We start from the raw sequence: 25,589 nt of genomic DNA on the forward strand, positions 1-25,589 counted from the left end.
GGGGGTGTGATGGAGATCGAGGTCCGCTGGTCGTCGCCGTTGCCCGTCGAAGAACGTTTCATGCGCCTGCTCGACGACGTCGAGCAAGGGCGGTTCGAGGCGTACCGGCAGGAGGCGGACAAGCGGCGCTTCCTCACCGGCCGCGTCCTGGCGAAAACGGTCGCGGCCGAGCGGCTCGGCCTGGCCGTCGAGACGGTGAAGTTCGACGCGACCTGCGAAGACTGCGGCAAACCCCACGGGCGGCCGCGCATCCCGGGCGCGGACCTGACGCTCTCGATCTCGCATTCGGGCGACCTGATCGGCATCGCGGCGACGCCGTCGGTGCCGGTCGGCCTCGACGTCGAGACGGCCACCCGCCGCGCGGACGACGGCCTGATCGAGTACGCGCTGAGCCCGGTGGAGGCGGCGCACCTGGCGGGCCTGGACCCGGCGGAGAAGGCCGCGGCGTTCTTCGTCTACTGGACCCGCAAGGAGGCGGTGATGAAGGCCACCGGCAAGGGCCTGCGCATCCCGCTGCAGAGCATCACGTTCTCCCGCTACGACGAACCGGCCCGCCTGGCCGCCTCTGGCGACCCGGCCCTGGACCCGGCGACGACCCGCCTGGCGGACCTGAAGGCCGCGGACGGGTATCGCGCGGCCATCGCGGTGCTGACCACCGAGGAACTGTCGGTCACCGAGGAACACTGGCTACCGCGGCTATAGTTACCGGCATGTCCACACCGGCGACCACAGGTGAGCCGAGGTATCCCGCGGGCACGTCGCCGGCGGCGATCCGGGCTGCGCTGCTCCCCGAAGATGTACCCCGGTTCGACCAGGACTACCGGCGCGCTCTCGACGTCGCGCGAGAAGCACTGAGCCTCACCGACCTGGTGGAGACTCTGGAATCCTGGCGGCGGATCGCGTGGAGCACCGAAGCCGACCCGGCGGCGCACCGCCGGATGGTCGAAGCGGCCAAGCTGGCTCAGCACACCGGCGAGGCCCCCACCGGCACCCGGTCGTGGGACTCGCTCAAGACGGAGCTCGGCCTGTAGCAGTGGCTTACGACATTGAGGTGTACCCCGAGGTCCAGGACCAGATCCGCGGATTGCCGAAGTCGGCGCTCCACGCGCTGGCCGAGGCCGTCAGCGTTCTCGAATTGGTTCCCGGCAAGGGCGACCCGTACCACCGGTCGAACCCGGAGGGGGCCATGCGCAACCTCGCATTCGGTCCTCGCAGCGAAGGACTGATCACGTACCTGATCCGGGAAGACCAGAACCGGGTCGATCTGCTTCGCGTCCTCTGGGCCGACTAAGCGACGTCCTCCAGACCCATCGCGCTCAGCAACGTGCGGAACTTCGCCGTCGTCTCGTCCAGTTCCGCCTTCGGTTCCGACGCCGCCACGATGCCACCGCCCGCGTACAGCCGCATCGACGTCGACGCGATCTCCGCGCAGCGGATCGCCACCGCCCACTCGCCGTCGCCCGCCGCGTCGACCCAGCCCACCGCGCCCGCGTAGTAGTCGCGGTCGAACGGCTCCAGCTCCTGCACCAGGTCGCGGGCGCCCTCGGTCGGGGTGCCGCAGACCGCCGGGGTCGGGTGCAACGCCGCCGCCAGGTCCAGGGCCGTGATGTCCGGGTCCGCCAGCTCGCCCGTGATCGGCGTGCGCAGGTGCCAGATCGCCGGGGTGGTGACCAGCTCCGGGCCGGCCGGGACGTCCAGGGTCCGGCAGAACGGCCGCAGGGCCTCGACCAGGTAGTCGATCACCACCGCGTGCTCGAGCTGGTCCTTGCGGGACGTCCGCAGCGCCTCGCCGTTGGCCCGGTCGGCCACCGGGTCCGCCGAGCGCGGCATCGACCCCGCGTGCGGGGACGAGAACACCGTCCGGCCCGTGCGGCGCAGCAGCAGCTCGGGCGTCGCACCGACCAGTGACCGGCCGCCCGGCAGCTCGGCCGCGTACGTGAAGTGCCGGGGATTGCCGACGGCCAGGTTCCGCACGATGCTCTCGGCGGGTACCGGCGCGGCGAACTCGAGGTCCAGAGCGCGGGCCAACACGGCTTTGCGCAGGTCACGGGAAGCCAACGCCGCAACTGCAGATCGCACGGCCGCCATGTGCAGCGCGGGCGACGGCACCGCACGCACGCGTACGGGCGACGGGAGGACCTCCCGCGGCAGCGAGGGCGTTCCCGAGGAGCGGTGGACGGTCCGGGGCACCACGAGATGGCCCGGCACCTTCGTGTCGGGCCCGGTGTCGAACGGCAGGATGCCGACGGCCAGCGGGGCACCGGTCTCGGCCAGGACACCGGGGATCGCCGAGGCTAGCCGCAGCGGGTCCGTCTCGGTGACGGTCCGGATCGTGCCCTGAGCGAGGAGTGCGCGCTCGGCCGTCGTGAAGAGAAAGTCGCCTCGCTGGTAGCGGGCGGCGAGGTCTACCGGGGTCGCCGGATCATGTGAACTCACGATGTCCAGCGTCCCAGGCTTCGGGAGATCCGCGAGGGGAGTGTCACGAGCGACACTCCCCTCGCGGTCAGCTCCTGGTGACGGGCTACTTGAGCGCGTCGATGAGCGCCTCGCGCTGGCGCTCGCCCAGGCCGGCCGCACGCCGGTCCGGGTCGATGCCGGCCTGCTCGAGCAGGGCGGCGACCTTCACCGCGCCGAGGCCGGGGACGGCCTTCAGCAACTGGGTGACCTTCGTCTTCCCGATGGTCTTGTTCTCCTTGGCCTTCATGAGCACCTTGTCGATGCTCTCCTGGCCGGACTTGATCGACGCGAGCAGCTCCGAACGCGCCTTGCGAGCCTCGGCGGCCTTGGCCAAGGCGTCAGCGCGCTGCTCCGGAGTCAACGTAGGCAGAGCCAACGTAGTGTCCTTTCCTCTCAGGTCTCCGCTTTCGCGGCCGACAGCTTTTACGAGCGCTTGCTCCTGCAAGCGCTGCTCAGCCGTCTCTTGCCACGGGCCCAGTAAACGCCACCCGCTTCGCGGCCGTGCAACCGACACGCACTTATTACCCCCGGAGGTGATACCGGGCAACCCGCCCCGGCCTGCGGAAACGCTCCCAAGAACTGGCGCGCGTGTCCTCTCTCACCCGGAAGTGGAACCTCCGTTACGCACTGTTCTCGTGCACATTTCCTTGCACATAAGGAAAAGCCGAAAAACTGACGACCTTGATCATCGTCCGGTCGTCGCCCGATCGCGCGACGACCGTGACCGAACGGAGCCGCAGTTGACCATGCCCGCTTCACCCGATCCGCACTAGAGTCGGCGCAACCCCAGTTCACCGGCGAGCGACCCCCGGGAGCGACCATGTTGAGCACCATGCAGGACGGCCAGCTGTCGCTGGCGAACCTGCTCCGCCACGGCACATCGGTGCACTCGGCGAGCGAAGTCATCACCTGGACCGGTTCAGAAGCCCGGCGCGAGAGCTACGGCGACCTCGGCCGGCACGCCGCCCGGCTCGCGAACGCCCTCAAGAGCCTCGGCGTGACAGGAGACCAGCGCGTCGGCACGTTCATGTGGAACAACGCCGAGCACATGGCCGCCTACCTGGCCGTTCCGGCCATGGGCGCGGTGCTGCACACGCTGAACATCCGGCTGTTCCCGGAGCAGCTCGTGTTCGTCGCCAACCACGCCGAGGACCACGTCGTCATCGTCGACGGCACCCTCGTCCCCCTCCTGGCGAAGCAGCTGCCGCAGTTCAAGACGGTCCGGCACGTCATCGTCGCCAACGGCGACGCCGCGGCCCTCGAGGCACCCGACGGCGTCGAGGTGCACTCCTACGCCGAGCTGCTGGCCGCCCAGCCCGACACCTTCGACTGGCCGGACGTCGACGAACGCTCCGCCGCCGCGATGTGTTACACCTCGGGCACGACCGGTGACCCCAAGGGTGTCGCCTATTCACACCGGTCGATCTGGCTGCACTCGATGCAGGTCTGCATGACCGACAGCATGAAACTCGCCCAGCACGACAAGGCCCTCGCCATCGTGCCGATGTTCCACGCGATGGCGTGGGGCCTGCCGTACGCGTCGCTGATGGTCGGCGCGTCGCTGCTGATGCCGGACCGGTTCCTCCAGCCGGCGCCGGTTTCGGCGATGCTGGCCGCCGAGAAGCCGACGTTCGCCGGCGCGGTGCCGACCGTCTGGCAGGGCCTGCTCGCCCACCTCGAAGCGCACCCGCAGGACATCTCGCACCTGCGCGAGGTCGTCGTCGGCGGGTCCGCGGTGCCGCCGTCGCTGATGCACGCCTTCCAGGAGCGGCACGACGTCCCGATCCTGCACGCCTGGGGCATGACCGAGACGTCGCCGCTGGGCAGCGTCGCCCGCCCACCGGCGTCGGCGACCGGCGACGACGTGTGGAAGTACCGCTACACGCAGGGCCGCTTCCCGGCGTCCGTGCGCGCGCGGCTGATCGACGACGACGGCGCGGTGCTGCCCTGGGACAACGAGGCCGTCGGCGAGCTCGAGGTCCAGGGTCCGTGGATCGCGGCGTCGTACTACGGCGGAGCCGAAATCGATCCGGAGAAGTTCCACGACGGCTGGCTGCGCACCGGCGACGTCGGCAAGATCAGCCCGGACGGCTTCCTCACGCTGACCGACCGCGCCAAGGACGTCATCAAGTCCGGCGGCGAGTGGATCTCCTCGGTCGACCTGGAGAACCAGGTGATGGGCCACCCGGCGGTGGCCGAGGCCGCGGTCGTCGGGATCCCGGACGAGAAGTGGGACGAGCGGCCGCTGGTCGCCGTCGTGCTCAAGGAAGGCCAGAGCGTCACGCCGGAGGAGCTGCGGGACTACCTCAGCGACAAGGTCGCCAAGTGGCAGCTGCCGGAGAACTGGACGTTCGTCGACGAGGTGCCGAAGACCAGCGTCGGCAAGTTCGACAAGAAGCGGATCCGCGCGTCCTACTCCGAGGGAAAGCTCGACATCGCCCAGCTCTAACGGGTAAATCTCCGGCGAGTCTTCACGCCTTTGGTGGTCACCATGGGGGAACCTAACGCCCCTATGGTGGCCTTCGGAGCACGTCGGAGAGGTTCTGGGGATGCAGCGAAACAGGCGGAGCTTTCTGGCTCTCGCAGGCATGGGCGCGCTGGCGACGGCGTGCGGGTCGAACACCGGTCGGCAGGGTGACCCGCCGCCCTCGACCGCGTACTCGGCCGGGCCACCGCCGTCGGACGCCCCGAAGGTCGCGCTCCAGCAGTGGTACCACGCGTACGGCGAGGAAGGCGTCCAGGACGCCGTCAAGCGGTACGCCGCGAGCTACCCCGGCGCGGCCGTGACCGTGCAGTGGAACCCGGGCGACTACGACTCGAAGATCGTCACCGCGCTGCAGAACAGCAAGGTGCCCGACGTCTTCGAGGCACAGGTCAAGATCGACTGGGTGCGGCAGAAGCAGGTCGTCCCGCTCGACGACGTCATCGGGCAGGCGAAGAGCGACTTCAGCCCGGCCGTGCTGGCCGCGCAGACCGTCGAGGGCCGGGTCTACGGCGTCCCGCAGGCCACCGACACGCAGCTGCTCTTCTACCGCAAGAGCCTGCTGCAGGCCGCCGGCGTGCAGCCGCCGCAGACTGTCGACGAGCTCATCGACGCGGCCGCGAAGCTCACCAAGGACGGCGTCAAGGGCTTCTTCGCGGGCAACGACGGCGGCGTCGGCGTGCTCACCGGCCCGCTGCTGTGGTCGGCGGGACTCGACTACCTGAAGAACGGCAACCGCGAGGTCGGCTTCGACGACCCGCGCGCGGCGACCGCACTGGCGAAGCTGCACACGCTGAACGCCAACGGTTCCCTGCTGCTCGGCGCGCCGGCGGACTGGTCGGACCCGGGCGCGTTCATCGACGGGCTGACCGCGATGCAGTGGACCGGGCTGTGGAACGTGCCGAAGATCCGCCAGGCGTTCGACGACGACTTCGGCGTCCTGCCCTTCCCGAAGCTGGACGGCAGCGGCGCGCCGTCGGTGCCGGTCGGCGCGTACGGCGCGATGGTGAACGCCAAGAGTGCGCACGTCACCGAAGCCAAGGCGTTCGTGAAGTGGCTGTGGGTCGACCAGACGCAGAACCAGCTGGAGTTCGCGACGAAGTTCGGCTTCCACGTCCCGGCCCGGCAGAGCCTGATCGGCCGCGCGGACAGCCTCAAGTCCGGCCCCGCCGCCGACGCGGCCCGGTTCGTCCAGGAGAACAGCCACCTCGTCGGCGGTCCGGTGTGGACGCAGCCGTCGAACACGGCGCTGTCCGACGCGGTCGCGAAGATCGCCAAGGAGGGCGCGGACCCGGCGGCACAGGTCAAGACCGCCGTCGAAGTGGCGAAGGCCGAGCTGAAGCGCCTGTTCGGATGAAGCGGCGCGATGCGCGCGCGTTCTGGCTGTTCGTCGGGCCGTTCCTGATCGGGCTGGCGATCTTCGCGTACCTGCCGATCGGCTGGAGCGCCTACCTGTCGTTCTTCGACGCGCGCAACACGGTGACGCCGACCGACTTCGTCGGGCTGGACAACTACGGGCACATGCTCACCGACGAGCCGTTCCTGTCGAGCCTGGGGACGTTCAGCGTGTTCGCGGTGTTCATCGTGCCGCTGACGTTCGTGTTGTCGCTGGCGCTGGCGCTGGGCGTCAACCAGCTGCGGTTCGCGCGGACGTTCTTCCGGTCGGTGTTCTTCCTGCCGTTCGCGTGCTCGTACGTGGTGGCGTCGCTGATCTGGAAGACGTCCCTGTTCTCGGGTGTCCGATATGGACTGGCGAACACGGCGCTTTCGGTCTTCGGCATCGACCCGGTGGCCTGGACCGGGACGGTGGACCCGCCGCTGTACTGGGTGGTGCTGGTGACCGCGCGGCTGTGGCTGCAGCTGGGGTTCTACATGATCCTGTTCATCGCGGCCCTGCAGCGGATCCCGGCCCAGCTGTACGAAGCGGCGTGGCTGGACGGCGCCAAGCCGGGCTGGCAGGTGTTCCGGTACATCACGCTGCCGCAGCTGCGCGCGACGGCGGTGGCGGTGCTGCTGCTCAACCTGATCAACGCCTACCAGGCGTTCGACGAGTTCTACAACATCATGGGCGACGCGCGCGGCTACCCGCCGTTCGCGCGGCCGCCACTGGTCTACCTGTACTACACGTCGCTGGGATCGGGCGGCCAGGACCTCGGCCGCGGCAGTGCCGGCGCGGTGATCCTGGCGCTGATCATCGCGCTGGTGACGTTGCTGCAGGGCCGGGTGCTGCGGTTCGGGCGGGCGTGATGAGGGCGTTCGCGCGATGGACTTGCCTGTCGGTGGCCGCGATCCTGTTCCTGCTGCCGTTCTACCTGCTGGTGCGCAACGGGCTGGCGTCGCGCGCGGACCTCACCTCTCCACAGTGGACGTTCTTTCCGTCCACAGTGCACTGGGAGAACTTCTCGCGGCTGTTCTCGCTCTCGGACGTCCCGTTCGCCCGCAGCCTGCTGAACTCGCTGCTGGTCGCCACCCTGCAGACGGCCGGCCTGCTGGTGATCTGCTCCCTGGCGGGCTACGGCCTCGCCCGGATCCCGTACCGGCATTCCCGGATCGTGTTCTACGCGGTGCTGGCGACACTGATGATCCCGACGTCGGTGACGTTCGTGCCGAGCTTCGTGGTCGTCTCGTCGCTGGGCTGGCTGTCGGACTTCCGCGGCCTGGTGATCCCCGGGCTGTTCAGTGCGTTCAGCGTGTTCCTGTTCCGCCAGTACTTCCTGGACTTCCCGCACGAGCTGGAGGAGGCCGGCCGGGTGGACGGGCTCAGCCGCTGGGGCGTGTTCTGGCGGATCGTGGTGCCCAATTCGAAGGGCTTCTTCGCGGCGATCGCGGTGATCACCGTGATCGGCAGCTGGAACGCGTTCCTGTGGCCGCTGATCATCGCCCAGTCACCCGATTCGTGGACGGTCCAGGTGGCGCTGTCGGGGTTGCTGACGGCGCAGAACCCGCAGCTGAACCTGCTGTTCCTGGCGGCGGCGGTGTCGATCCTGCCGATCGTGCTGCTGTTCGCGTTCCTGCAGCGGTACCTGGTGCGCGGGGTGGCCGAGTCCGGTCTGAAGGGCTGAACCGGGTCATCTCGGATCGAAGCGTGCGGCCTGTTCCTGTGCGTAAGCTTCATCCCACTCGACGGCAGCGAAGACCCCCAGGTCATCCCATCCGGGAGGTTGCTCCTCGGCACGTTCCGAGAGACCGCGCCGCAGGAAAAGGGTGTCGCCCGTGATCCGGTACCACGACGGCAGGCACTCCCGGTAAAGAAGCTGGTCACCGCGGAGCTCATCGTCGACTTCGATCAGCTCCAGGTAGGGCTCGAAGCCGGACATCACCTGGTGCAGCGCCGGAATGTCGGCGCGGAGGAAGCCGGAAATCGCCATCGCGGCGACGTTCATCTTCGGATACCGGTCGGCACGCCCGCGCGGAATGCCGGCATTCTCCAACACGGAAGGCAGCTCGCTGCCGACGGCGATGATCAGATCGCGGCCGAACGTCCGCGTGGTCTTCACCAGCGCGCGGAACGTGACTCGCTCGATCTGGTCGGGCAGGACCGCGTCTTCGTCGAACCGAAGTGCGACCGTCAGGACGTCGTCACCCTTGTGTGCCACTGGGGTCGATACTCCTTCACGGTCGGCAAGCCACTTCGGTGGCCGGAAGCGATAGTCCGAGAGGGTGACCTCGTCTCGATCCCGCGCGGGGGTTCGAGACGAGGTCACCGCCCGGAACAGGGCGACTTCGTCCGTCATCGGCTTCCCGAACACCAACGCGGAGAGGCGCAGCCCCTGCTCGGCTGCGCCGACCACAATACCCAGGCCGCTGTAACGAACGTCCTCTTCGGTGGCGGTATCGATCTCGACCTGCGCCGTGCTCGTCGTCAGCCAACGGGGGTCGAACCGCACCACGACCTGTCTGCCACCCACGACGAATTGGAAGGCTTGCGGCAAGGCACCCCCTCGGGCCACCGCGCGCACGTCGGCTTCGAACGAAACCATGGAGCCCGCGACCACCTTCTCGACGGTCGCCGCGTCGAGCGGCACCGCGCGGGCGTCCACCGTCTCGAAAATCGGGCGAACGCGTCTCACGAAGGCGCCACTACGGGCGCCGTTTTCGGTGAACGACTTCGCATCGTCGAGCCCTAGTTCGCGGGCGACATCCCAAATGGATTCACCCCCGGGCAGGTCCAGCATCCTCGGCAAGTTGACGTAGTCGACGGACAGGAACCGAGCGTTCCAACTACTCCCGGCTTTGCGCAGCGACGCCGCCCAGCTCTCGTGGCGCGCCTTCAGATCGAGCAGGACTTCCTTGGTGAAGTGCTCGGGATTCCGGTCCACCTTGTCGTGGCAGTTGGGGCACAGCAACACGAGATTCGCGAGCGCGTTCACCACATCGGCCGGCGCCGACGACTCTGCGCGAGGCCCGAGCGCACCCAGCGGAACGACGTGAGCGACATTCGGGCCTGGCGCGTGATAACCGGTGCCCGTGGCGAGTTCCGTCTTGCACAGGGCGCACATGCCGATCGACTGGCGCCACAGGATGTTCCTCGTCGAGCGGGGTACTTCCGGCCCTCGCCCCCTTGACACCGATGTCACGCCGCTTCCTCCCCCGGTTCAGCGCGTCACACGATATCGGATCGGCTCCCGCAGCGGCCGAATTGCCCACAACCTTCGGCGGTACAGCACACCTCACGACCTGTGACAGGGTGAACTCAACTGTCACGGTGAATGTTTTTCACGTTCACCCCGTGTCCACCCACGTCCGGCACCGTGCTGGGCAACCGAGAAAGACTGGGGAGCGAACACATGGCCGAACTCACCCGGCGCACCCTCGCCACCGCGGGCGCCGCCGGTGTCGGGCTCCTGCTCTGCACGCCCACCGCGAACGCCCTCGACCGCGCCCTGCGGCTCACGAGCACCCGCTCGGTCACCACCGCCGGCACCACGCTCGAGCAGGTCGCGACGGGCGGCGGCACCAGCACCTACTCGAGCCTTTCCGCGGGCCCCGGGTGGCCGCTGGTCGTCCGGAGCGATCTCGCCACGCCGAAGAGCGGGCGCGACGACCGGCGCCGGGCGCTGTCCGCGTTCGTCCAGTTCACCGACCTGCACATCACCGACGCCGAAAGCCCCGCGCGCTTCGAGTACCTGCACCCCTACATCGGTTCCGCGCACCGGCCGCAGGAGGCGCTCGGCACCGTCGCCACCAGTGCGCTCGTCGAGCGGGTCAACAGCGTGCGGCAGGGCCCGTTCACCGGGCGGCCGTTCGACCTCATGGTCACCACCGGCGACAACACCGACAACCACGAGCTGATCGAGCTCGACTGGTTCCTCAAGGTGCTCAACGGCGGCACCGTCACCCCGAACTCCGGCGACGCGAACGCCTACGAAGGCGTCCAGAGCTCGGGCAACGACGAGTACTGGAACCCCTCGATCCCCGGTGTCGGCGACAAGTACTCGGCGAAGGGGTTCCCGCAGCTTCCCGGCCTGCTCGAAGCGGCCATGAAGACGTTCACCGCGCCCGGCCTCGACGTCCCGTGGTACTGCACCTTCGGCAACCACGACGACAGCATCGTCGGCTCGCTGCCGGCGCAGATCCCCGGGATCGACGCCTGGTACACCGGGAAGTACAAGGTCATCGGCAAGGACGAGGCCACCACGAAGAAGCTCGCCGACGCCATCAGGAAGCCCGGCTCCAGCGTCCCGGTCGGGGAACTGTTCGGCGGCAGCGGCACCATCCGCGAAATCACGCCGGACCCGCGGCGCCGCCCGTTCGGCACCGGCGAGTTCGTCCGCGCCCACCTCGACGCGGCCAACACCGGCCCCGGCCCGGTCGGCCACGGCTTCACCAGCGCCAACGCCGACGGCCGATGCGTCTACTACACCTTCCGGATCGCCCCGGGCGTCACCGGGATCAGCCTCGACACCACCACCGACGCCGGGTTCGCCGACGGCTCGATCGGGCTCGCGCAGTACTCCTGGGTCGAGTCGACGCTCAAGCGCAACAGCTCGACGTACTACGACTTCTTCGGCCGCAAGGTCACCCACGCCGTGACCGACGAGCTGTTCCTGCTCTTCAGCCACCACACCAGCGGCTCGATGGGCAACCTGCTGCCGGACTCGCGCCACCTGCTCGACCCGCGGCTGGACGGCAACGCCTTCGTCGCGCTGCTCAAGCGGTTCCCGAACGTGCTGGCCTGGGTCAACGGCCACACGCACCTCAACAAGATCACGCCGCACGCCGGGAACACGCCGCAGCAGGGCTTCTGGGAGATCAACACGGCGTCGCACGTCGACTTCCCGCAGCACGCGCGGATCGTCGAGGTCGCGGACAACGCCGACGGCACGTTGTCGCTGTTCACGACGCTGATCGAGGCCGAAGCGCCGTACGCCGCGGACTACGACGCCCGGACGCCACAAGCGCTTGCGTCGCTGTACCGCGAACTGTCCTACAACGACATCCACACCGACCTGGGCCGGGTCGGCGCGGCGGCGGACCACAACACCGAGCTGCTGTTGGTCAATCCGCTGAGCTGAGCGCGTTACCCGGGAGGTAATCGCCCTCGGGCCGGCCGTGCGGCACAGTGACCGCATGACCGATCCCGAGGGCACCCAGCTCTTCCACCGCTCCATGCCGTTTTCCGAGCGCCTCGGCGTCGAGGTGCTGGCGCACGGGCGCGAGCTCGTCCGCAGCCGGCTGAAGTGGGACGAGAGCCTCTGCACGCTCGGCGGCGCCCTGCACGGGGGCGCGCTGATGGCGCTGGCCGACTCGACCGGCGCCGTGTGCGCGTTCCTGAACCTGCCCGAGGGCGGCCAGGGCACGACGACCGTCGAGTCGAAGACGAACTTCCTGCGTGCGGTGCGTTCGGGCTACGCCGTTGCGTCGTCCAGACCACTGCACGCGGGCCGCAAGTTCGTCGTGGTGGAGACCGAAATCCACGACGACGACGGCAAGTTGGTCGCGAAAGTGACACAGACGCAAGCAGTGTTGTAGGTACCTGTTTACAGACCCGGCCGGAACAGCGAAAATCCCTGGCTACTGGGTGGGTCTATCAGGGAGCCGCGATGCGCGCACGCAAGTTGTTCACCTTATTGTCAGTGGTTGTGTTATCTGCTGCGACCACGCAGGTCGCCGAAGCCGGACCCGTCCGGCCCCGCGACGACGAGGCGATCGACTACCACGAGTGGACCGGCGGCCGCTTCCACGAAGGCGGCTTCGCCGGGGTGGCGCTCACCCGTGACGGCCTGCGCATCACGCACCCGGCCGGCACGGTCGAGCACACCGAGCCGGAGCTGGGCACGACCAGAACGTACGAGTACGGCCAGTGGACGTCGCCGGAGTACCGGCAGGGCTTCGGCGCGACGCAGCTGGTCGCGTCGTGGAACGCGAAGACGCCCGCGAAGACCTGGCTGCAGGTCGAGGCGCGGGGCCGGACGTCGGCGGGTGCCGAGACGGCGTGGTACGTCATGGGCCGCTGGGCCAGTGGCGACGCCGACGTCCTGCGCACCAGCGTCGACGGCCAGGACGACGCGAACGCGCTGGTCGACGTCGACACGCTGGTGATGAAGGCCGGCGTGACGCTGAAGTCGTACCACCTGCGGGTCAGCCTCTACCGCGAAGCCGGGTCGGGCGCGACGCCGTCGGTGAGCCTGCTGGGCGCGATGACTTCGGCCGTCCCGGACCGCTTCGAGGTCCAGCCGACGAAGCCCGGTCGCGCCACCGGGATCGAGCTGAAGGTGCCCGCGTACGCGCAGAACCTCCACAAGGGACAGTTCCCGGAGTACGGCGGGGGCGGCGAGGCCTGGTGCAGCCCGACGTCGACCGAGATGGTGGCCGAGTACTGGGGCAAGAAGCCGTCGGCGGCGGAACTGGCGTGGATCCCGGCGGACTACGTCGACCCGCAGATCGCCTTCGCGGCGCGCTACACCTACGACCACGCCTACGACGGCACCGGCAACTGGCCGTTCAACACCGCGTATGCGGCGTCGCGCGGGCTGCGCGGCCACATCACGCGGCTGCACTCGCTGAACGAGCTGGAGAACTACATCGCGCGCGGCATCCCGGTGATCACGTCGCAGTCGTTCCTGTCCTCGGAGCTCGACGGCGCCGGCTACGGGACGGCGGGCCACATCATGGTGGTCGTCGGCTTCACCAAGGACGGCGACGTGATCGCGAACGACCCGGCATCGAGCAGCAACGACCGGGTCCGCAACGTCTACCAGCGCGACCAGTTCGAGAAGATCTGGCAGCGGACGAAGCGCTACCGCGCGGACGGCACCGTGGCGGGCGGACCGGGCGGCATCGCGTACATCATCACCCCGGCTTAGTTCATGAGGGCACCTCATGGACTTCAAGTTCATGAGGTGCCCCTCATGAACTCTCACCAGGTCTTGCCGGCCTGCTCCCGGATCGCGCGGTTGATGCGGTTGAAGAAGCCGGTGAGCGCGATGTGCGTGACGAGCGCGGACAGCTGCGTCTCGTCGAAGTGCGCGGCGGCGGCCGCCCAGATCTCGTCGGTCACGCCGGGCTGGCCGTCCTGGATCCGCGTCGCGGCTTCGGTCAGCTCCAGCGCGGCCCGCTCCGGCTCGGTGAAGAACGGCGTCTCCCGCCAGGTGACGACGCTGTGCAGCCGGTCATCGGTTTCGCCCTGCTTCTTCGCCGCCTGGACACCCGCGTAGGTGCACGGCGCACAGCCGTTGATCTGGCTGGCCCGCAGGTGGACCAGCCCGAGCAGCAGCGGGTCGAGGCCGGCGGCGTACACCCCCTTGAACAGCTGCTGGATCGCTCCGGTCACCTCGGGCGTGCTCCGGGTCTTCAGCCGTGGTTCCATCGTTTCCTCCATCGGTTACCTGTGCCCCTCCGGGCCCGTCATGTCCACGACGGAGCGGAAGCGAGGAAGGTAACGACCATGTCCGACAGGGTGGCTTCGGCGTTCGAAGCGCAGCGCGACCGGCTGCGCGCGGTGGCCCACCGAGTCCTCGGTTCCCACACCGACGCCGAAGACGTCGTCCAGGAGGCTTGGCTGCGCCTGTCGCGTCAGGACGCGGCGACGATCGAGAACCTCGACGGCTGGCTGACGACGGTGGTCGGCCGGATCAGCCTGGACGTGCTGCGTTCGCGCCGATCGCGGCCCGAAGCGCCGTACGAGGAGATCGCCGTGACGGTCGACGACGGCCCCTCCCCGGACGAGGACGCGGAGCTCGCCGATTCGGTGGGCCTGGCGCTGCTGGTGGTCCTGGAGTCCCTCGGCCCGAGCGAGCGGCTGGCGTTCGTGCTGCACGACCTGTTCGCGGTCCCGTTCGAGGAGATCGGCCGCATCCTCGGCAAGTCCACGGCGGCGGCCAAGATGCTCGCCAGCCGGGCCCGCCGCAAGGTGCGGACGCCTTCTCCCCCGGTGGCGGCCGGGCGAGAGCAGCGAGCGGTGGTCCAGGCGTTCCTGACCGCAGCCCGCGACGGCGACTTCGAGGAACTGCTGAAGGTCCTGGACCCGCAGGTGCGCCTGACGGTCGACACCCCGGACGGCGTGGTGGTGGTCCTCGGAGCGACGAACGTGGCGGCGGGCGCCCGCTTCGGCGCGGCCCACGACGGCCGGAGGGTGCTGGTGGGCGGACTACCCGGCGTGGTCGCCTGGCGCGAGGGCGGTACGCCGCTTTCGGTGGTGGCGTTCACGGTGGTGGCGGGGCGGATCACGACCATCGCGGCGGTGGCGGACCCGGTGAAGCTCGCGTCGATGGACCTTCCGGAGCCACCGGAAACTGTCGGTGGCGCTCGGTAAGCTGGAAACCGGGGGCCGGAGGCCCGCCCTTCCACGCGCCGGTTCAGTCGTGCCGATCGCCCGCGCAGCAACTGCCGCCGCCATCTCGGGGCTTCTTGCGCGGTACCGGCCGCTCGGGCGGGCTCTGTGGCGGCAGCGCGGCGATCAGCGTGGTGTCCGCGTCCAGCGGGCCGACCTTGGCCGCACCGCCGGGAGAACCCAGTGGTGCGTCGCGCCCGGGGAGGATTTCGGTGAAGAACCGGCCGTTGTCCGGGGCGTGCTCCTGCAGCGCCGGCGGGAGTTCTTCGGCGTAGTAGACCGCCCCGACCGGGCAGACGACCTCGCATGCGCCGCAGTCCATGCACTCGTCCGGATGGATGTAGAGGCTCCGGGCGCCCTCGTAGATGCTGTCCGTCGGACATTCGGCCACGCACGCGCGGTCCGTCACGTCCACGCACGGAAGTGCGATCACGTATGACATGCCACCAACCTAGCCACCCGCCATGCCAGACTGCGGAGATCATGCGCCGCCCGCTGCTGTTCCTCGACGTCGACGGCCCGCGGCTGCCGGCTCTCGGGTGCGACCTCGTCTGGGCCACCACGTGGCCGGCCGACCCCAACGAGTGCATCGCCCCGTTGCTGGGCTTGCCGCCGCTGCCCGTGCTCGACTTCCCCGACGAGGGCATCCCCGGCCTGCACTGGAAGACCGGGACGATCGTCACCCGAGCCGCGGGGCGCCCGTTCGCCTGGGTCGACGAAACCACCGACGCCGACCGGGTCTGGGTCGCGAGCCACCACCCAGGCCCGGCGCTGCTGCACACCGTCGGGGCGAGCACCGGCCTCACCGGCCAAGACCTCGCGACCATCGCCACCTGGCTGACCACAGTTGCGTAAGACGCAACCTGTTGCGCAAAACGTCACTCATGCGGATGTCGCCATCTCCGCATGATCCGTGATTAGCTGCGGTCGACCAGCAGCGCAGCCGGAAGGTGATTCGAATGCCGTACGAGGTCCAGGGGGTCGTTTCGCGGGCGAAGGGCGAGCCCGTCTCGCTGGAGACCGTCCTCGTGCCCGATCCCGGTCCCGGCGAGGCCGTCGTGAACGTCCAAGCCTGCGGGGTCTGCCACACGGACCTGCACTACCGCGAGGGCGGGATCAACGACGAGTTCCCGTTCCTGCTCGGCCACGAAGCCGCCGGTGTCGTCGAGGCGGTCGGCGAGGGCGTCACCGATCTCGAACCGGGCGACTACGTCATCCTCAACTGGCGCGCCGTCTGCGGCACCTGCCGGGCGTGCAAGCGCGGCAAGCCGTGGTACTGCTTCTCGACCTTCAACGCGACCCAGCCGATGACCCTCCAGGACGGCACCAAGCTGTCGCCCGCCCTCGGCGTCGGGGCCTTCCTCGAGAAGACCCTTGTCCACAGCGGACAGTGCACGAAGGTCAACCGGGAGGCCGAACCCGCGGTCGCCGGGCTGCTCGGCTGCGGTGTCATGGCGGGGCTCGGCGCGGCCATCAACACCGGCGCCGTCACGCGCGGTGACTCGGTCGCGGTCATCGGCTGCGGCGGGGTCGGGGACGCCGCCATCGCGGGCGCGAAGCTGGCCGGCGCCACCACGATCGTCGCGATCGACATGGACGACCGGAAGCTCACCTGGGCGAAGGACTTCGGCGCGACGCACACCGTCAACAGCAAGGGCCTCAGCGAGGAGCAGGTCGTCGAAGCCATGCAGGACGCCACCAACGGCTTCGGCCCCGACGTCGTCATCGACGCCGTCGGCCGGCCCGAAACCTGGCGGCAGGCGTTCTACGGGCGCGACCTGGCCGGCACGGTCGTGCTGGTCGGCGTGCCGACGCCGGAAATGCGGCTGAACGACCTGCCGCTGATCGACTTCTTTTCGCGCGGCGGCTCGCTCAAGTCCTCCTGGTACGGCGACTGTCTGCCCAGCCGGGACTTCCCGATGCTCGTCGACCTCTACCTGCAGGGCCGGCTGCCGCTCGACAAGTTCGTCACCGAGCGGATCGGCGTCGACGGCGTCGAGCAGGCCTTCGAGCGCATGCACCACGGTGACGTCCTGCGCAGCGTGGTGACCTTCTGACCCTCTTCACCGACGACGAGTACCCGGCCGAGCCCTACCCGGGCACCCGGCCGGGCCGCTCGTTCGTGCACGTCGACGGCGTCGGGCACCCCCTGGAAACCGCCCCCGACGGCTGGCGCGCCCGGCTCGCCGTGCTGACCTACGGCTCGAACGCGAACCCGTCGAAGATCACCTGGCTGCGCGCCCGGCTCGGCCTCGAAGGCCCGGTCGTCGTGGCGCACGCACGCTGCGCCGGGCTCGCCGCGGTGTGGGCCGCCGGCTTCCGCGTGGTCGACGACCAGCGCCCGGCCACCCTCACCGCACTGGACGGCGTCGAGGACCACGCCATCTGGTTCGTGACGCCGGACCAGCTGGCGGTCCTGGACCGCTGCGAAGGCCGCGGCACCCGCTACCACCTGGCCCGGCTGACCGACCCCGACATCACCCTCGAAGACGGCACGCGCCTGACCGACGTCCACACGTACGTCGGCGCCGTGCCGATCCGCTATCCGCTGCTGGTCGGCGGCGCGCCGGTGCGCACCGCCGACGTCCCGCAGACCGCGGCGGCCCGGCTCGAAGGCGTCGCGGCCGACGGCCACGGCGTGCCCTGCGAGGTCGTCACACCAGCTTTCCGGGGTTGAGGATCCCGGTCGGATCCACCGCGGACTTGGCCGCGCGCAGCACCTCGACCCCCAGCGAACCGATTTCCGCGCTCAGGTAGGGCGCGTGGTCGACGCCGACGGCGTGGTGGTGCGAAATCGTGCCCAGCCCGGCGATCGCCTCGCACGCCGCCGCCTTCGCCCGCTGCCACTGGCCGACCGGGTCGGCTTCGTCGCGAGCCGTCAGGACGGTGAAGTACAGCGACGCACCCGTTTCGTACGCGTGCGAAATGTGGCACATGATGATCGACCGGCCCAGTGCGGCCGTCAGCGCCGCGCGGACGTCGTCGCGCAACTCGTCCACGGTGGACCAGTAGGCGGCCGTTTCGAGCGTCTCGACGCAGATTCCCATGTCCAGCAACGTGTCCCGCTGCCGAGGCCCGGCGAACCGGCCGTGCCGCCACGACTCGCCGAGCGCCTTGCCGACGCGCACGGCACCCGAAGCCTTCAGTCGCCGGACCGTCTCACGGCGACGCAGCGCCACGTCGCGCGCGGTGCCTTCCCAGCCCACGATGAGGAAACACGGCCGCCGCACGCCCCGCGCGGCCAGGTAGCGGCGCAGCGCCGCCGTTTTCACACCGGCGTTCAACGCGAGCGACACTTCAGTCTCGTCCACATCGGACAGCCGGGTGACGTCGGCGAGCGCGTGGTGCTGCGCGAGGTCCCGCACCGCTTCGGCGCCGGCCACCCAGCCCGGCAACGCGTAACCCTCGTAGCGCCGGACCGGCGGCGCCGGCCGCACCCGCAGCGCGACTTCGGTGATCACGCCGAGCGTGCCCTCACTGCCGATCGCGAGCTGGCGCAGGTCCGGCCCGGCCGCGGACGCCGGGGCGACGCCGAGCTTCCACGCGCCGCGCGGGGTGGCCAGCCGCACGCCGGTCACCATGTCCTCGAACCGCCCGTAACCCGACGACGACTGGCCGGCCGAGCGCGTCGCCGCGAAGCCGCCGATCGTGGCGCGCTCGAAGGACTGCGGGACGTGCCCGAGCGTCAGGCCGTGCTCCGCGAGCAGCCGCTCGGCCTCCGGGCCGCGGACGCCGGCCTGCAGGACGGCGATGCGCGACTCGGCGTCCACCGACACCAGCGCGTCGAGCCGGACGAGGTCCAGCGCGATCACCGACGTCTTCTCCCCGCGCAGCGCCGCGACGCCGCCGACCACCGACGTCCCACCGCCGAAGGGCACCACACCGATGTCGTGCCGCACGCAGACTTCGAGGACCGCCTGGACCTCGTCCGGATCGGCGGGCAGCACGACGGCGTCGGGCACCGGGAAGTCCGCTGAAGGCGAACGGCGCCGCAGGAGGTCGAGGTAAGACAGGCCGGTCGCCCGCGCGAGCCGCGCCGGGTCGTCGACCAGCACGTTTTCCACGCCGACGACCTTCGCAAGCGCTTCCTCGGCAGGTTTCGCCAGCCTCGGTGACGGTATTTTTACCGGCATGTCGCCCGCGGGAGCGGCGGCGGGGCCCACCGGGCCGATACGCTGGTCGAGCCACCTGGCCGCACGCGCGGGCAGCGGGGCGGCTTCCTCGGTCCAGGACCGGCGGAGGCGGTGGTCAATGAGAGCGTTCACGACTACAGTGTGACACATGGACGTAAAACGTCACACCATGCAGACGGCGGGTTCCTCCGCGCTCGCGGACACCCGCAACCGCCAGACGGCGACCCGGGTGGCCGATGACGTGCTGCTCGACGCCGCACGCTCGTGCGTGCTGGCCGTCGGTGTGCGCCGCACCACACTCGCCGAAATCGCCCGCACCGCCCGCGTCAGCCGGATGACGGTCTACCGCCGCTTCCCCGACGTCCGCAGCGTGCTCGCCGCGCTGATGACCCGCGAGTTCAGCGGGTTGCTGCGCACGGCGAGCGAAGGCGGCGCCGACGCCGCGAACAGCCGCGACCGGCTCGTGCTCATCGCGGCGGCCGGCGTCCGCTCGCTGTCGACCGACCCGCTGTTCCGCACCTTGCTCGACGTCGACCCCGAGCTCGTCCTCCCGTACATCGTGGAGCGGCTCGGCGCGACGCAGAAGTTCGCCGAACAGGCCCTGCACGGCCTCCTGGAGGCCGGCCACCAGGACGGCTCGATCCGGCGCGCGCCGGTCGCGGTGCAGTCGCGGTCGGTGCTGCTGGTGGTGCAGTCGTTCGCGTTCTCGCTGCGCCCGGCCACCGTCGACGTCGACGAGGCGGCGCTGATGGCGGAGTTCACCCACGTGCTCGACGCGGCATTGCGACCATGACGTCCGGCTCGCTCAACGCGCGGCGCCGCGAACGCGAGCTCGCGGAGCTGGCGTCGGGCGAGCGCGTGGACATCGTCGTGGTCGGCGGCGGCGTCACCGGAACGGGCATCGCCCTGGACGCGGCTTCGCGGGGCCTGTCGGTGGCGCTCGTCGAGGCACACGACCTGGCGTTCGGGACCTCGCGCTGGTCGTCGAAGCTGGTTCACGGCGGCCTGCGGTACCTGGCGCACGGCAAGCTCGGCTTGGCGCACGAAAGCGCGGTGGAGCGCGGGATCCTGATGACGCGCACGGCCCCGCACCTCACCCGGGCGATGCCGCAGCTGTTCCCCCTGTATCCCAGCACTTCCCGAACCCAGGAAAAGCTGGTCGCGGCCGGCTTGCGGGCCGGCGACCTGCTGCGCCGGGCGGCGCGCACACCGTCGTCGGTGCTGCCGCGGCCGCGCTCGGTTCCCCCGCTGGAGGCCCTGGCCCTGGCGCCCGGCCTTTCCGCGCACGGTCTGCGCGGCGCCCTGCTGGCTTACGACGGCGCTTTGGTCGACGACGCCCGCCTGGTGGTGACCCTCGCGCGAACGGCGGCGTCGTTCGGCGCGCGAATCCTCACGCGACTCTCGGCCACTTCGCTTTCGGCGGACCTCGTCCAGGTCCGCGACGGTCTTTCCGGGTCCACAGTGGACATCCAGGCCCGGCAGGTGATCAACGCGACGGGCGTCTGGGCCGGAACGCTGACGGGCGCGGTGCGGCTGCGGCCGTCGCTCGGTTCGCACCTGGTGCTCGCCCCGGGGACGGTCCCGATGGGCACGACCTCGGTGAACATCGGCGTGCCCGGGGAGACGAACCGGTTCGTCTTCCTGCTTCCCCAGCCGGACGGCCGCGTCTACTTGGGACTGACGGATGAGCCCGTTTCGGGGCCGATTCCCCCTGTCCCAGTGGTTCCCGAGTCCGATGTGGACTTCTTGCTGTCGCTGGCTTCGTCGGTGTTGTCGCGGCCGCTGACGCGCGCGGACATCGCCGGGTCGTACGCGGGGTTGCGACCGCTGGTCGAGGGAACCGGCGGCCGGTCGGCGGACCTGTCCCGCAAGCACGCGGTCTTGGCCGGTTCCGACGGGCTGTTGACGGTCGTGGGCGGCAAGCTGACGACGTACCGCCGGATGGCCGAGGACGCGGTCGACGCGGCGGTCCGCTTGGCGGGACTGCCGGTTTCGCCGTGCCGGACGGCTCGGCTGCCGTTGCTGGGCGCGGCTCCGCGGGCCGAGTTGTCCCTTGTGGACGCCGCACCGCGGCTGGTGGCCCGGTACGGCACGGAGGCACCGCGCGTCGCGGCACTGGGCGAGCTGGACGCGGAGTTCGCGGCCCCGGTCGGCCCGGGGACCGAGATCACGGCGGCGGAGGTGGTGTGGGCGGTCCGGAACGAGGGGGCGCTGGACGTCGAGGACGTCCTGGAGCGCCGGACACGGCTGGCGTTGATCCCGTCGGACGCCGAGGCCGCGCGGTCGCGCGTGGCGGAACTTGTCGACAAGTCGCTAGCAGGTCTTGGCTGAACACGCGCAACCGGTTCTTGATGTTCCCTTAAGTTGACGAGCCGTTGGGTTTTTGCAACAGTTAGTTCCATGAGTCCGGTCAGACGCGGCAAAGAGCTGCCGATCTACAACCGGCTTCCCGTGCTCCGGGCCGAGCGCGGGATGACCCGAGCCGCGCTCGCGAGCGCCGTCGATGTCAACCCACAGACCATCGGCGCGCTCGAGCGCGGCGATCACTATCCGAGCCTGGACCTGGCGTTCCGGCTCTGCGCGGTGTTCGACCTGCCCGTCGAGGCGGTCTTCGGCCGTGAGCCGTTCACGCCTCTTTCCACCCAGGTCTACCGCGAGGGGGGAGCATGACCGAGCAGCCGGGCCGCCTCGCGGCCTACTGGGAACGCCAGCTCGACAAGCTGGAAGAAGCCGAACGGAAACGCGCCCGCCGGCTGCCCGGCTGGCGCACGCGGAAGCACCGCCGGGCACTGGTCGCCGTGCTGATCGCCGCCGACCTGGCCCTGGTCGCCGGCGCCACGCAGTTCAGAGCCGACCCGCGCTGGACCTTCCCGGCCTTCTGGCTCACCGGCCTCGTGGCCGGCGGGTTCGCGTTCCTCACCCTGCGCGTCCTGACCGGCCGGATGAGCGGCAGCTTCTCGCGCCTGCTCGACGAACGCGAGCGCGAGTGGCGCCACCGCGTCACCTACATCGGCTACCAGGCGCTCAGCTACCTGATGCTGATCGCCATGTGCTACGGCCTGATCGTCGCCGACACCGCGGCACAAGGCGCGATGATGCTGTCCGCGCTGCTGGTCACCGGCACCACCATCCCGGCCATCGTGCTGGGCTGGTCGCTGCCGGACGACGACCCCGAGGATTTCGAAGAGGGGATGGAAAATGCCTGAGGGGACCCTGGAGATCGACCGGATCTCCAAGCGCTACGGCGCCAAGGTCGCGCTGGACGGCGTCACGTTCGACGTCCGCGCCGGCGAGCTGTTCGGCTTCGTCGGCAGCAACGGCGCCGGCAAGACCACCACCATGCGGATCGCGCTGGGCGTGCTGGCCGCCGACGGCGGTGAGGTGCGCTTCGACGGCAAACCGATCACGCACGAGACGCGCACCCACATCGGCTACATGCCGGAAGAACGCGGGCTGTACCCGAAGATGAAGGTGCTCGACCAGCTCGTCTACCTGGCCGAGCTGCACGGCCTGAGCGCCGGCGAAGCCCACCGCAACGCCGAAACCTGGATCACCCGGCTCGGGCTGGCCGACCGCCGCAAGGACGAGGTGCAGAAACTCAGCCTCGGCAACCAGCAGCGCGTCCAGCTCGCCGCCGCGCTGGTGCACGACCCCGCGGTCCTGGTGCTCGACGAACCGTTCTCCGGCCTCGACCCGCTCGCCGTCGACGTGATGAGCGGCGTCCTGCGGGAGAAGGCCGCCGCGGGGGTGCCGGTCGTCTTCTCCAGTCACCAGCTCGACCTCGTCGAGCGGCTGTGCGACCGGGTCGGGATCATCCGCGGCGGCCGCATGGTCGCCGTCGGCACGGTCGCCGAACTGACCGCGGGCGCGCGCAGCAAGCTCGTCGTGACGGCGCCGGCCGCGAACAACGGCTGGGCCGCGGACCTGCCCGGCGTGCGCGTGCTGGAGCAGCACGGCACCACCGCCGTGCTCGACCTCGAACCGGGCGCGGACGACCAGGCCGTGCTCGCCGCCGCGCTGGCGACCGGGCCGGTCACCGAGTTCAGCCGCCGTCGCCGCTCGCTCACCGAGCTGTTCCGCGACGCGGTGTCCGAGAAGGGGGAAGCGCGATGAGGACGTTGAGTGGCCGCCGCGCCGTCTGGCTCGTGATGAAGCGCGAGCTGAACACCCGGCTGCGCACCAGGTCGTTCGTGGTCGGCACCGGCGTCCTGCTGGTGCTGCTGCTGGGGTACGTGCTCTTCCAGACGTCGCTGGCCGGCTCGTCGAACAAGAAGACCGTCGGGCTGACCGGCCAGGCGATCGGGATCGCCCGCCAGCTGCAGACCGAAGCGGCGCTTTCCGGCCGCGAGATCAGCACGGTCGTCGTCACCGACCCGGCGGAAGGCCGCCAGAAGGTCGAAGGCGGCGACCTCGACGCACTCGTCTCGGGCAGCGCGGCGCAGCTGACCGCCACCTACAAGTCCTCTTTGGACACCGAGCTGCGCCGGGTGCTCGACCAGGTCGCCCAGCAGCAGGTGCTCGACGGCGTGCTGTCGTCCGCGCAGCTGGAGCCGGCCGAGGTGATGGCCAGGGTCAACGGCACCCACGTCCGGGACGACGCCCTTTCGCCGGAGCCGGCGGACCAGACGCAGCGGCTGATCGTCGGGCTGGTCGTGGCGTTCCTGCTGTACATGAGCATCATCACCTACGGGATGATGGTCGCCCAGGGCGTCGTCGAGGAGAAGTCGAGCCGGGTCGTGGAGATCCTGCTCGCCAGTGTGCGGCCGTGGCAGCTGCTGCTGGGCAAGGTGATCGGGCTCGGCCTGGTCGGCCTGACCCAGCTGGTCATCCTCGCGGTGGTCGGGCTGGGCGCGGCGTCGGCGACCGGCGTGTTCACGCTGTCCGGCTTCGCGACCGGCGCGGCGCTGTGGGGCCTGCTCTGGTACCTGCTGGGTTTCCTGTTGTACGCCACGATCTACGGCGCGCTGGGGTCGCTGGTGTCCCGGCAGGAGGACACCCAGTCGGTGGTCGGGCCGCTCAACATCATCCTGGTGGTCGGGTTCATCGCCGGGTTCAACCTGCTGGTCCAGAACCCGGCGAGCTCGGCGACGAAGATCGTCTCGCTGATCCCGCTGCTGTCCCCGATCCTGATGCCGGCCCGCATTTCGACGGGCGCGGCGGCCGGCTGGGAGATCGGGCTGTCGCTGACGCTGACCGTCGCGCTCGTCGCCCTGCTGACCTGGGTCGGCGGCAAAATCTACGGCAACAGCGTGCTGCGGATCGGCAGCCGCATCAAGCTGTCAGAGGCCCTGCGCGGCTAACCCTCGTGAGTGGTAATTAGGGTTAGAACCCTAATTACCACTCACGAGGCTGTAGCGCTCCAAGGACACCTGGCGCTCGTGGGCGTGGTCGACCATGGGCTCCGGATACTCCTTGGGGCGGTCCTTCAGCTTGTGCACCGCCTTCCCGGCCACCGGACGCAGCTCCGGCACGTACTTGCGCACGTAGTCGCCCTGGGGGTCGAACTTCTCCCCCTGGGTCGTCGGGTTGAAGATGCGGAAGTACGGCGCCGCGTCGGTGCCGCAGCCCGCGACCCACTGCCAGTTCAGTTGGTTCGACGCCAGATCGCCGTCCACCAGGTGCTTCATGAAGTGGCGGGCGCCCAGCCACCACGGCAGGTGCAGGTCCTTCACCAGGAAGCTCGCGACGACCATCCGCACCCGGTTGTGCATCCAGCCCTCGGCCAGCAGCTGCCGCATCCCGGCGTCCACGATCGGGTAGCCCGTCCGGCCCTCGCACCACCGCTCGAAGGCCTCGCGGTCGTCGTCGTACTTCATGCCGTCGAAACGACGGTCGTAGTTCCCGCGCGCCGTTTCCGGGCGGTGCCACAGGACGTCGGCGTGGAACTCGCGCCAGCAGATCTCGCTGCGCAGCGACTTCGCGCCGACGCGGTCGTCGCCGGACAGGTCCGCCAAGATCGTCCGCGGGTGGATGCACCCCCAGCGCAGGTACGGCGAAAGCCGGGTCGTACCCTCGCGGTCCGGCCGGTCGCGGTCTTCGTCGTAGGTCTCGATGCCGTCGTCGAGGAATGCGTGCCAGCCGTCGAGCGCGGCCTGCTCACCGGGCTCGGGCAAGGTCGCGGAAACCTGGGGCGGCTTCGGGATCTTCAGCGAGCGCGGTGGTTCGACCCAGTCCACAAGAGACGGTCCGGTGTCGGCGGGCGAGTGCCAGCCGCGGGCGGTCCACGCACGGAAGAAGGGCGTGAAGACGCGGTAGGGATCGCCGTCCGGCTTGGTGACGCGGCCCGGCGTCACCGCGTACGACGAGCCCGTTTCGACCCAGTCGATGTTGTTGTCGGCCAACGCTTTCGCGACTTCGGCATCCCGACGGCGACCGTACGGGCCGGTGTCCGCACTGACGTGCACCGCGGCCGCGCCGATCTTGCGCGCCGCGCGGACGACCTCGGCCGCCGGGTCGCCGCGAACCAGCATCAGGCGGCCACCGAGCTGCTCGTTCAGCTTTTCGAGACAGCCGTACAAGAACGCTTCACGCGGAGCACCGCCCGGCTTGAGGAGGGCCTCGTCGAGGACGTAGAGCGCGAGCACGTGCTTGCTGTGCTTCGACGCCTCCAGCAGCGCGGCGTGGTCGCCGAGCCTCAGGTCACGGCGGAACCACAGGACGACCGGCGCTTCTCGAGTCACGACGGACAACGATAAACGCCCCGCCGTGCAGATGCACGACGGGGCGCAATCGTCAGCCGAAGGAG

At 69.9% G+C, this 25,589-nt stretch carries 27 protein-coding genes; 20 read left to right on the forward strand and 7 right to left on the reverse strand.

What is annotated here, in order from left to right; all coding sequences use genetic code 11:
- Positions 1-9: 9 nt before the first annotated feature.
- Genes ACLJQF_RS30040 through ACLJQF_RS30050 form a run of 3 tightly spaced genes read left to right on the forward strand, consistent with a single transcriptional unit; the run spans position 10 to position 1,291 of the window.
- Positions 10-702 carry a 4'-phosphopantetheinyl transferase family protein gene (locus ACLJQF_RS30040; protein WP_410613701.1) on the forward strand — a complete coding sequence of 231 codons (693 nt, stop codon included), beginning with the start codon at positions 10-12 and terminating at the stop codon, positions 700-702.
- Positions 703-710: 8 nt separating this feature from the next.
- On the forward strand, positions 711-1,031 hold the full coding sequence (locus ACLJQF_RS30045) for a DUF6247 family protein (RefSeq protein ID WP_410613702.1): 321 nt from the start codon (positions 711-713) through the stop codon (positions 1,029-1,031).
- 2 nt (positions 1,032-1,033) lie between these two features.
- Complete coding sequence (locus ACLJQF_RS30050; RefSeq protein ID WP_410613703.1) at positions 1,034-1,291, forward strand: hypothetical protein; 258 nt, start codon at positions 1,034-1,036, stop codon at positions 1,289-1,291.
- On the opposite strand, the gene ACLJQF_RS30055 is transcribed toward ACLJQF_RS30050, so the two are convergent.
- Together ACLJQF_RS30055 and mihF are read right to left on the reverse strand one after the other, a co-directional pair.
- Positions 1,288-2,439, reverse strand: a complete 1,152-nt coding sequence (locus ACLJQF_RS30055; protein ID WP_410613914.1) for an isochorismate synthase MenF — start codon at positions 2,437-2,439, stop codon at positions 1,288-1,290. The genes ACLJQF_RS30050 and ACLJQF_RS30055 overlap by 4 nt on opposite strands.
- 82 nt (positions 2,440-2,521) lie before the next feature.
- Positions 2,522-2,833, reverse strand: coding sequence for an integration host factor, actinobacterial type (gene mihF, locus ACLJQF_RS30060; protein ID WP_410613704.1), 312 nt, complete (start codon positions 2,831-2,833; stop codon positions 2,522-2,524).
- A 444-nt stretch (positions 2,834-3,277) separates the two neighbouring features.
- On the opposite strand from mihF, the gene ACLJQF_RS30065 reads away from it, so the two are divergent.
- The 4 genes from ACLJQF_RS30065 (at position 3,278) to ACLJQF_RS30080 (ending at position 8,001) form a co-directional block, all read left to right on the forward strand.
- Positions 3,278-4,906, forward strand: coding sequence for a long-chain fatty acid--CoA ligase (locus ACLJQF_RS30065; RefSeq protein ID WP_410613705.1), 1,629 nt, complete (start codon positions 3,278-3,280; stop codon positions 4,904-4,906).
- A gap of 100 nt (positions 4,907-5,006) precedes the next feature.
- Positions 5,007-6,296, forward strand: a complete 1,290-nt coding sequence (locus tag ACLJQF_RS30070; protein WP_410613706.1) for an ABC transporter substrate-binding protein — start codon at positions 5,007-5,009, stop codon at positions 6,294-6,296.
- Positions 6,293-7,186, forward strand: a complete 894-nt coding sequence (locus ACLJQF_RS30075) for a carbohydrate ABC transporter permease (protein ID WP_410613707.1) — start codon at positions 6,293-6,295, stop codon at positions 7,184-7,186. The genes ACLJQF_RS30070 and ACLJQF_RS30075 overlap by 4 nt, the downstream gene beginning before the upstream one ends.
- A 32-nt stretch (positions 7,187-7,218) precedes the next feature.
- Positions 7,219-8,001: a carbohydrate ABC transporter permease gene (locus tag ACLJQF_RS30080; RefSeq protein ID WP_410613708.1), complete on the forward strand. Its 783-nt coding sequence runs from the start codon at positions 7,219-7,221 to the stop codon at positions 7,999-8,001.
- Between the two features lie 6 nt (positions 8,002-8,007).
- Here ACLJQF_RS30080 and ACLJQF_RS30085 read toward each other — a convergent pair whose 3' ends face one another.
- Positions 8,008-9,516: an HNH endonuclease gene (locus tag ACLJQF_RS30085; protein WP_410613709.1), complete on the reverse strand. Its 1,509-nt coding sequence runs from the start codon at positions 9,514-9,516 to the stop codon at positions 8,008-8,010.
- Between the two features lie 210 nt (positions 9,517-9,726).
- Between ACLJQF_RS30085 and ACLJQF_RS30090 the strand changes: the two genes are divergently transcribed.
- From ACLJQF_RS30090 to ACLJQF_RS30100, 3 genes are all read left to right on the forward strand, one after another.
- Positions 9,727-11,454: a TIGR03767 family metallophosphoesterase gene (locus tag ACLJQF_RS30090; RefSeq protein ID WP_410613710.1), complete on the forward strand. Its 1,728-nt coding sequence runs from the start codon at positions 9,727-9,729 to the stop codon at positions 11,452-11,454.
- 55 nt (positions 11,455-11,509) lie between these two features.
- On the forward strand, positions 11,510-11,911 hold the full coding sequence (locus tag ACLJQF_RS30095) for a PaaI family thioesterase (RefSeq protein WP_410613711.1): 402 nt from the start codon (positions 11,510-11,512) through the stop codon (positions 11,909-11,911).
- Between the two features lie 71 nt (positions 11,912-11,982).
- The gene (locus ACLJQF_RS30100; protein ID WP_410613712.1) at positions 11,983-13,245 is read left to right on the forward strand and encodes a peptidase C39 family protein; all 1,263 of its coding nucleotides are present in this window, start codon (positions 11,983-11,985) and stop codon (positions 13,243-13,245) included.
- Positions 13,246-13,298: 53 nt separating this feature from the next.
- On the opposite strand, the gene ACLJQF_RS30105 is transcribed toward ACLJQF_RS30100, so the two are convergent.
- Positions 13,299-13,748: a carboxymuconolactone decarboxylase family protein gene (locus tag ACLJQF_RS30105; protein WP_410613713.1), complete on the reverse strand. Its 450-nt coding sequence runs from the start codon at positions 13,746-13,748 to the stop codon at positions 13,299-13,301.
- A 78-nt stretch (positions 13,749-13,826) separates the two neighbouring features.
- On the opposite strand from ACLJQF_RS30105, the gene ACLJQF_RS30110 reads away from it, so the two are divergent.
- Positions 13,827-14,693, forward strand: a complete 867-nt coding sequence (locus tag ACLJQF_RS30110; protein WP_410613714.1) for a sigma-70 family RNA polymerase sigma factor — start codon at positions 13,827-13,829, stop codon at positions 14,691-14,693.
- Between the two features lie 43 nt (positions 14,694-14,736).
- On the opposite strand, the gene fdxA is transcribed toward ACLJQF_RS30110, so the two are convergent.
- Positions 14,737-15,153: a ferredoxin gene (gene fdxA, locus ACLJQF_RS30115; protein WP_410613715.1), complete on the reverse strand. Its 417-nt coding sequence runs from the start codon at positions 15,151-15,153 to the stop codon at positions 14,737-14,739.
- 41 nt (positions 15,154-15,194) lie between these two features.
- Here fdxA and ACLJQF_RS30120 point away from each other — a divergent pair, with 41 nt between their 5' ends.
- From ACLJQF_RS30120 to ACLJQF_RS30130, 3 genes are all read left to right on the forward strand, one after another.
- Positions 15,195-15,566: a hypothetical protein gene (locus ACLJQF_RS30120; protein WP_410613716.1), complete on the forward strand. Its 372-nt coding sequence runs from the start codon at positions 15,195-15,197 to the stop codon at positions 15,564-15,566.
- 104 nt (positions 15,567-15,670) lie between these two features.
- A complete protein-coding gene (locus ACLJQF_RS30125; RefSeq protein ID WP_410613717.1) occupies positions 15,671-16,768 on the forward strand; it encodes an S-(hydroxymethyl)mycothiol dehydrogenase in 1,098 nt (365 codons plus the stop codon).
- A gap of 65 nt (positions 16,769-16,833) precedes the next feature.
- Positions 16,834-17,388 (forward strand): gamma-glutamylcyclotransferase, encoded by a 555-nt coding sequence (locus tag ACLJQF_RS30130; protein WP_410613718.1) that lies wholly within the window; start codon positions 16,834-16,836, stop codon positions 17,386-17,388.
- On the opposite strand, the gene ACLJQF_RS30135 is transcribed toward ACLJQF_RS30130, so the two are convergent.
- Positions 17,366-18,976, reverse strand: coding sequence for an FAD-binding oxidoreductase (locus ACLJQF_RS30135; protein ID WP_410613719.1), 1,611 nt, complete (start codon positions 18,974-18,976; stop codon positions 17,366-17,368). The two genes, ACLJQF_RS30130 and ACLJQF_RS30135, sit on opposite strands and share 23 nt — an antisense overlap.
- Before the next feature lie 97 nt (positions 18,977-19,073).
- Here ACLJQF_RS30135 and ACLJQF_RS30140 point away from each other — a divergent pair, with 97 nt between their 5' ends.
- The 6 genes from ACLJQF_RS30140 (at position 19,074) to ACLJQF_RS30165 (ending at position 24,144) form a co-directional block, all read left to right on the forward strand.
- Entirely contained in the window at positions 19,074-19,637 is a 564-nt protein-coding gene (locus ACLJQF_RS30140) for a TetR/AcrR family transcriptional regulator (protein ID WP_410613915.1), read from the forward strand.
- Entirely contained in the window at positions 19,634-21,175 is a 1,542-nt protein-coding gene (locus ACLJQF_RS30145) for a glycerol-3-phosphate dehydrogenase/oxidase (RefSeq protein WP_410613720.1), read from the forward strand. The genes ACLJQF_RS30140 and ACLJQF_RS30145 overlap by 4 nt, the downstream gene beginning before the upstream one ends.
- Positions 21,176-21,244: 69 nt before the next feature.
- Positions 21,245-21,514 carry a helix-turn-helix transcriptional regulator gene (locus ACLJQF_RS30150; protein ID WP_410613721.1) on the forward strand — a complete coding sequence of 90 codons (270 nt, stop codon included), beginning with the start codon at positions 21,245-21,247 and terminating at the stop codon, positions 21,512-21,514.
- Positions 21,511-22,050, forward strand: a complete 540-nt coding sequence (locus tag ACLJQF_RS30155; protein WP_410613722.1) for a hypothetical protein — start codon at positions 21,511-21,513, stop codon at positions 22,048-22,050. Before ACLJQF_RS30150 ends, ACLJQF_RS30155 begins: the two co-directional genes overlap by 4 nt.
- Positions 22,043-22,957 (forward strand): ABC transporter ATP-binding protein, encoded by a 915-nt coding sequence (locus ACLJQF_RS30160; protein WP_410613723.1) that lies wholly within the window; start codon positions 22,043-22,045, stop codon positions 22,955-22,957. The genes ACLJQF_RS30155 and ACLJQF_RS30160 overlap by 8 nt, the downstream gene beginning before the upstream one ends.
- Entirely contained in the window at positions 22,954-24,144 is a 1,191-nt protein-coding gene (locus ACLJQF_RS30165) for an ABC transporter permease (protein WP_410613724.1), read from the forward strand. Before ACLJQF_RS30160 ends, ACLJQF_RS30165 begins: the two co-directional genes overlap by 4 nt.
- Positions 24,145-24,174: 30 nt before the next feature.
- On the opposite strand, the gene ACLJQF_RS30170 is transcribed toward ACLJQF_RS30165, so the two are convergent.
- Complete coding sequence (locus tag ACLJQF_RS30170) at positions 24,175-25,524, reverse strand: cryptochrome/photolyase family protein (protein ID WP_410613725.1); 1,350 nt, start codon at positions 25,522-25,524, stop codon at positions 24,175-24,177.
- Positions 25,525-25,589 lie beyond the last annotated feature (65 nt).

Source organism: Amycolatopsis sp. lyj-109 (genome assembly GCF_046548995.1).
Classification (GTDB): Bacteria; Actinomycetota; Actinomycetes; order Mycobacteriales; family Pseudonocardiaceae; genus Amycolatopsis.

Coding starts and splice junctions, on each gene's coding strand:
- ACLJQF_RS30110 (WP_410613714.1), top strand. CDS start 13,827: ATGTCCGACAGGGTGGCTTCGGCGTTCGAAGCGCAGCGCGACCGGCTG.
- ACLJQF_RS30155 (WP_410613722.1), top strand. CDS start 21,511: ATGACCGAGCAGCCGGGCCGCCTCGCGGCCTACTGGGAACGCCAGCTC.
- ACLJQF_RS30120 (WP_410613716.1), top strand. CDS start 15,195: ATGCGCCGCCCGCTGCTGTTCCTCGACGTCGACGGCCCGCGGCTGCCG.
- ACLJQF_RS30040 (WP_410613701.1), top strand. CDS start 10: ATGGAGATCGAGGTCCGCTGGTCGTCGCCGTTGCCCGTCGAAGAACGT.
- fdxA (WP_410613715.1), bottom strand. CDS start 15,153: ATGTCATACGTGATCGCACTTCCGTGCGTGGACGTGACGGACCGCGCG.
- ACLJQF_RS30065 (WP_410613705.1), top strand. CDS start 3,278: ATGTTGAGCACCATGCAGGACGGCCAGCTGTCGCTGGCGAACCTGCTC.
- ACLJQF_RS30045 (WP_410613702.1), top strand. CDS start 711: ATGTCCACACCGGCGACCACAGGTGAGCCGAGGTATCCCGCGGGCACG.
- ACLJQF_RS30160 (WP_410613723.1), top strand. CDS start 22,043: ATGCCTGAGGGGACCCTGGAGATCGACCGGATCTCCAAGCGCTACGGC.
- ACLJQF_RS30165 (WP_410613724.1), top strand. CDS start 22,954: ATGAGGACGTTGAGTGGCCGCCGCGCCGTCTGGCTCGTGATGAAGCGC.
- ACLJQF_RS30090 (WP_410613710.1), top strand. CDS start 9,727: ATGGCCGAACTCACCCGGCGCACCCTCGCCACCGCGGGCGCCGCCGGT.
- ACLJQF_RS30145 (WP_410613720.1), top strand. CDS start 19,634: ATGACGTCCGGCTCGCTCAACGCGCGGCGCCGCGAACGCGAGCTCGCG.
- ACLJQF_RS30070 (WP_410613706.1), top strand. CDS start 5,007: ATGCAGCGAAACAGGCGGAGCTTTCTGGCTCTCGCAGGCATGGGCGCG.
- ACLJQF_RS30150 (WP_410613721.1), top strand. CDS start 21,245: ATGAGTCCGGTCAGACGCGGCAAAGAGCTGCCGATCTACAACCGGCTT.
- ACLJQF_RS30125 (WP_410613717.1), top strand. CDS start 15,671: ATGCCGTACGAGGTCCAGGGGGTCGTTTCGCGGGCGAAGGGCGAGCCC.
- ACLJQF_RS30105 (WP_410613713.1), bottom strand. CDS start 13,748: ATGGAACCACGGCTGAAGACCCGGAGCACGCCCGAGGTGACCGGAGCG.
- ACLJQF_RS30095 (WP_410613711.1), top strand. CDS start 11,510: ATGACCGATCCCGAGGGCACCCAGCTCTTCCACCGCTCCATGCCGTTT.
- ACLJQF_RS30075 (WP_410613707.1), top strand. CDS start 6,293: ATGAAGCGGCGCGATGCGCGCGCGTTCTGGCTGTTCGTCGGGCCGTTC.
- ACLJQF_RS30100 (WP_410613712.1), top strand. CDS start 11,983: ATGCGCGCACGCAAGTTGTTCACCTTATTGTCAGTGGTTGTGTTATCT.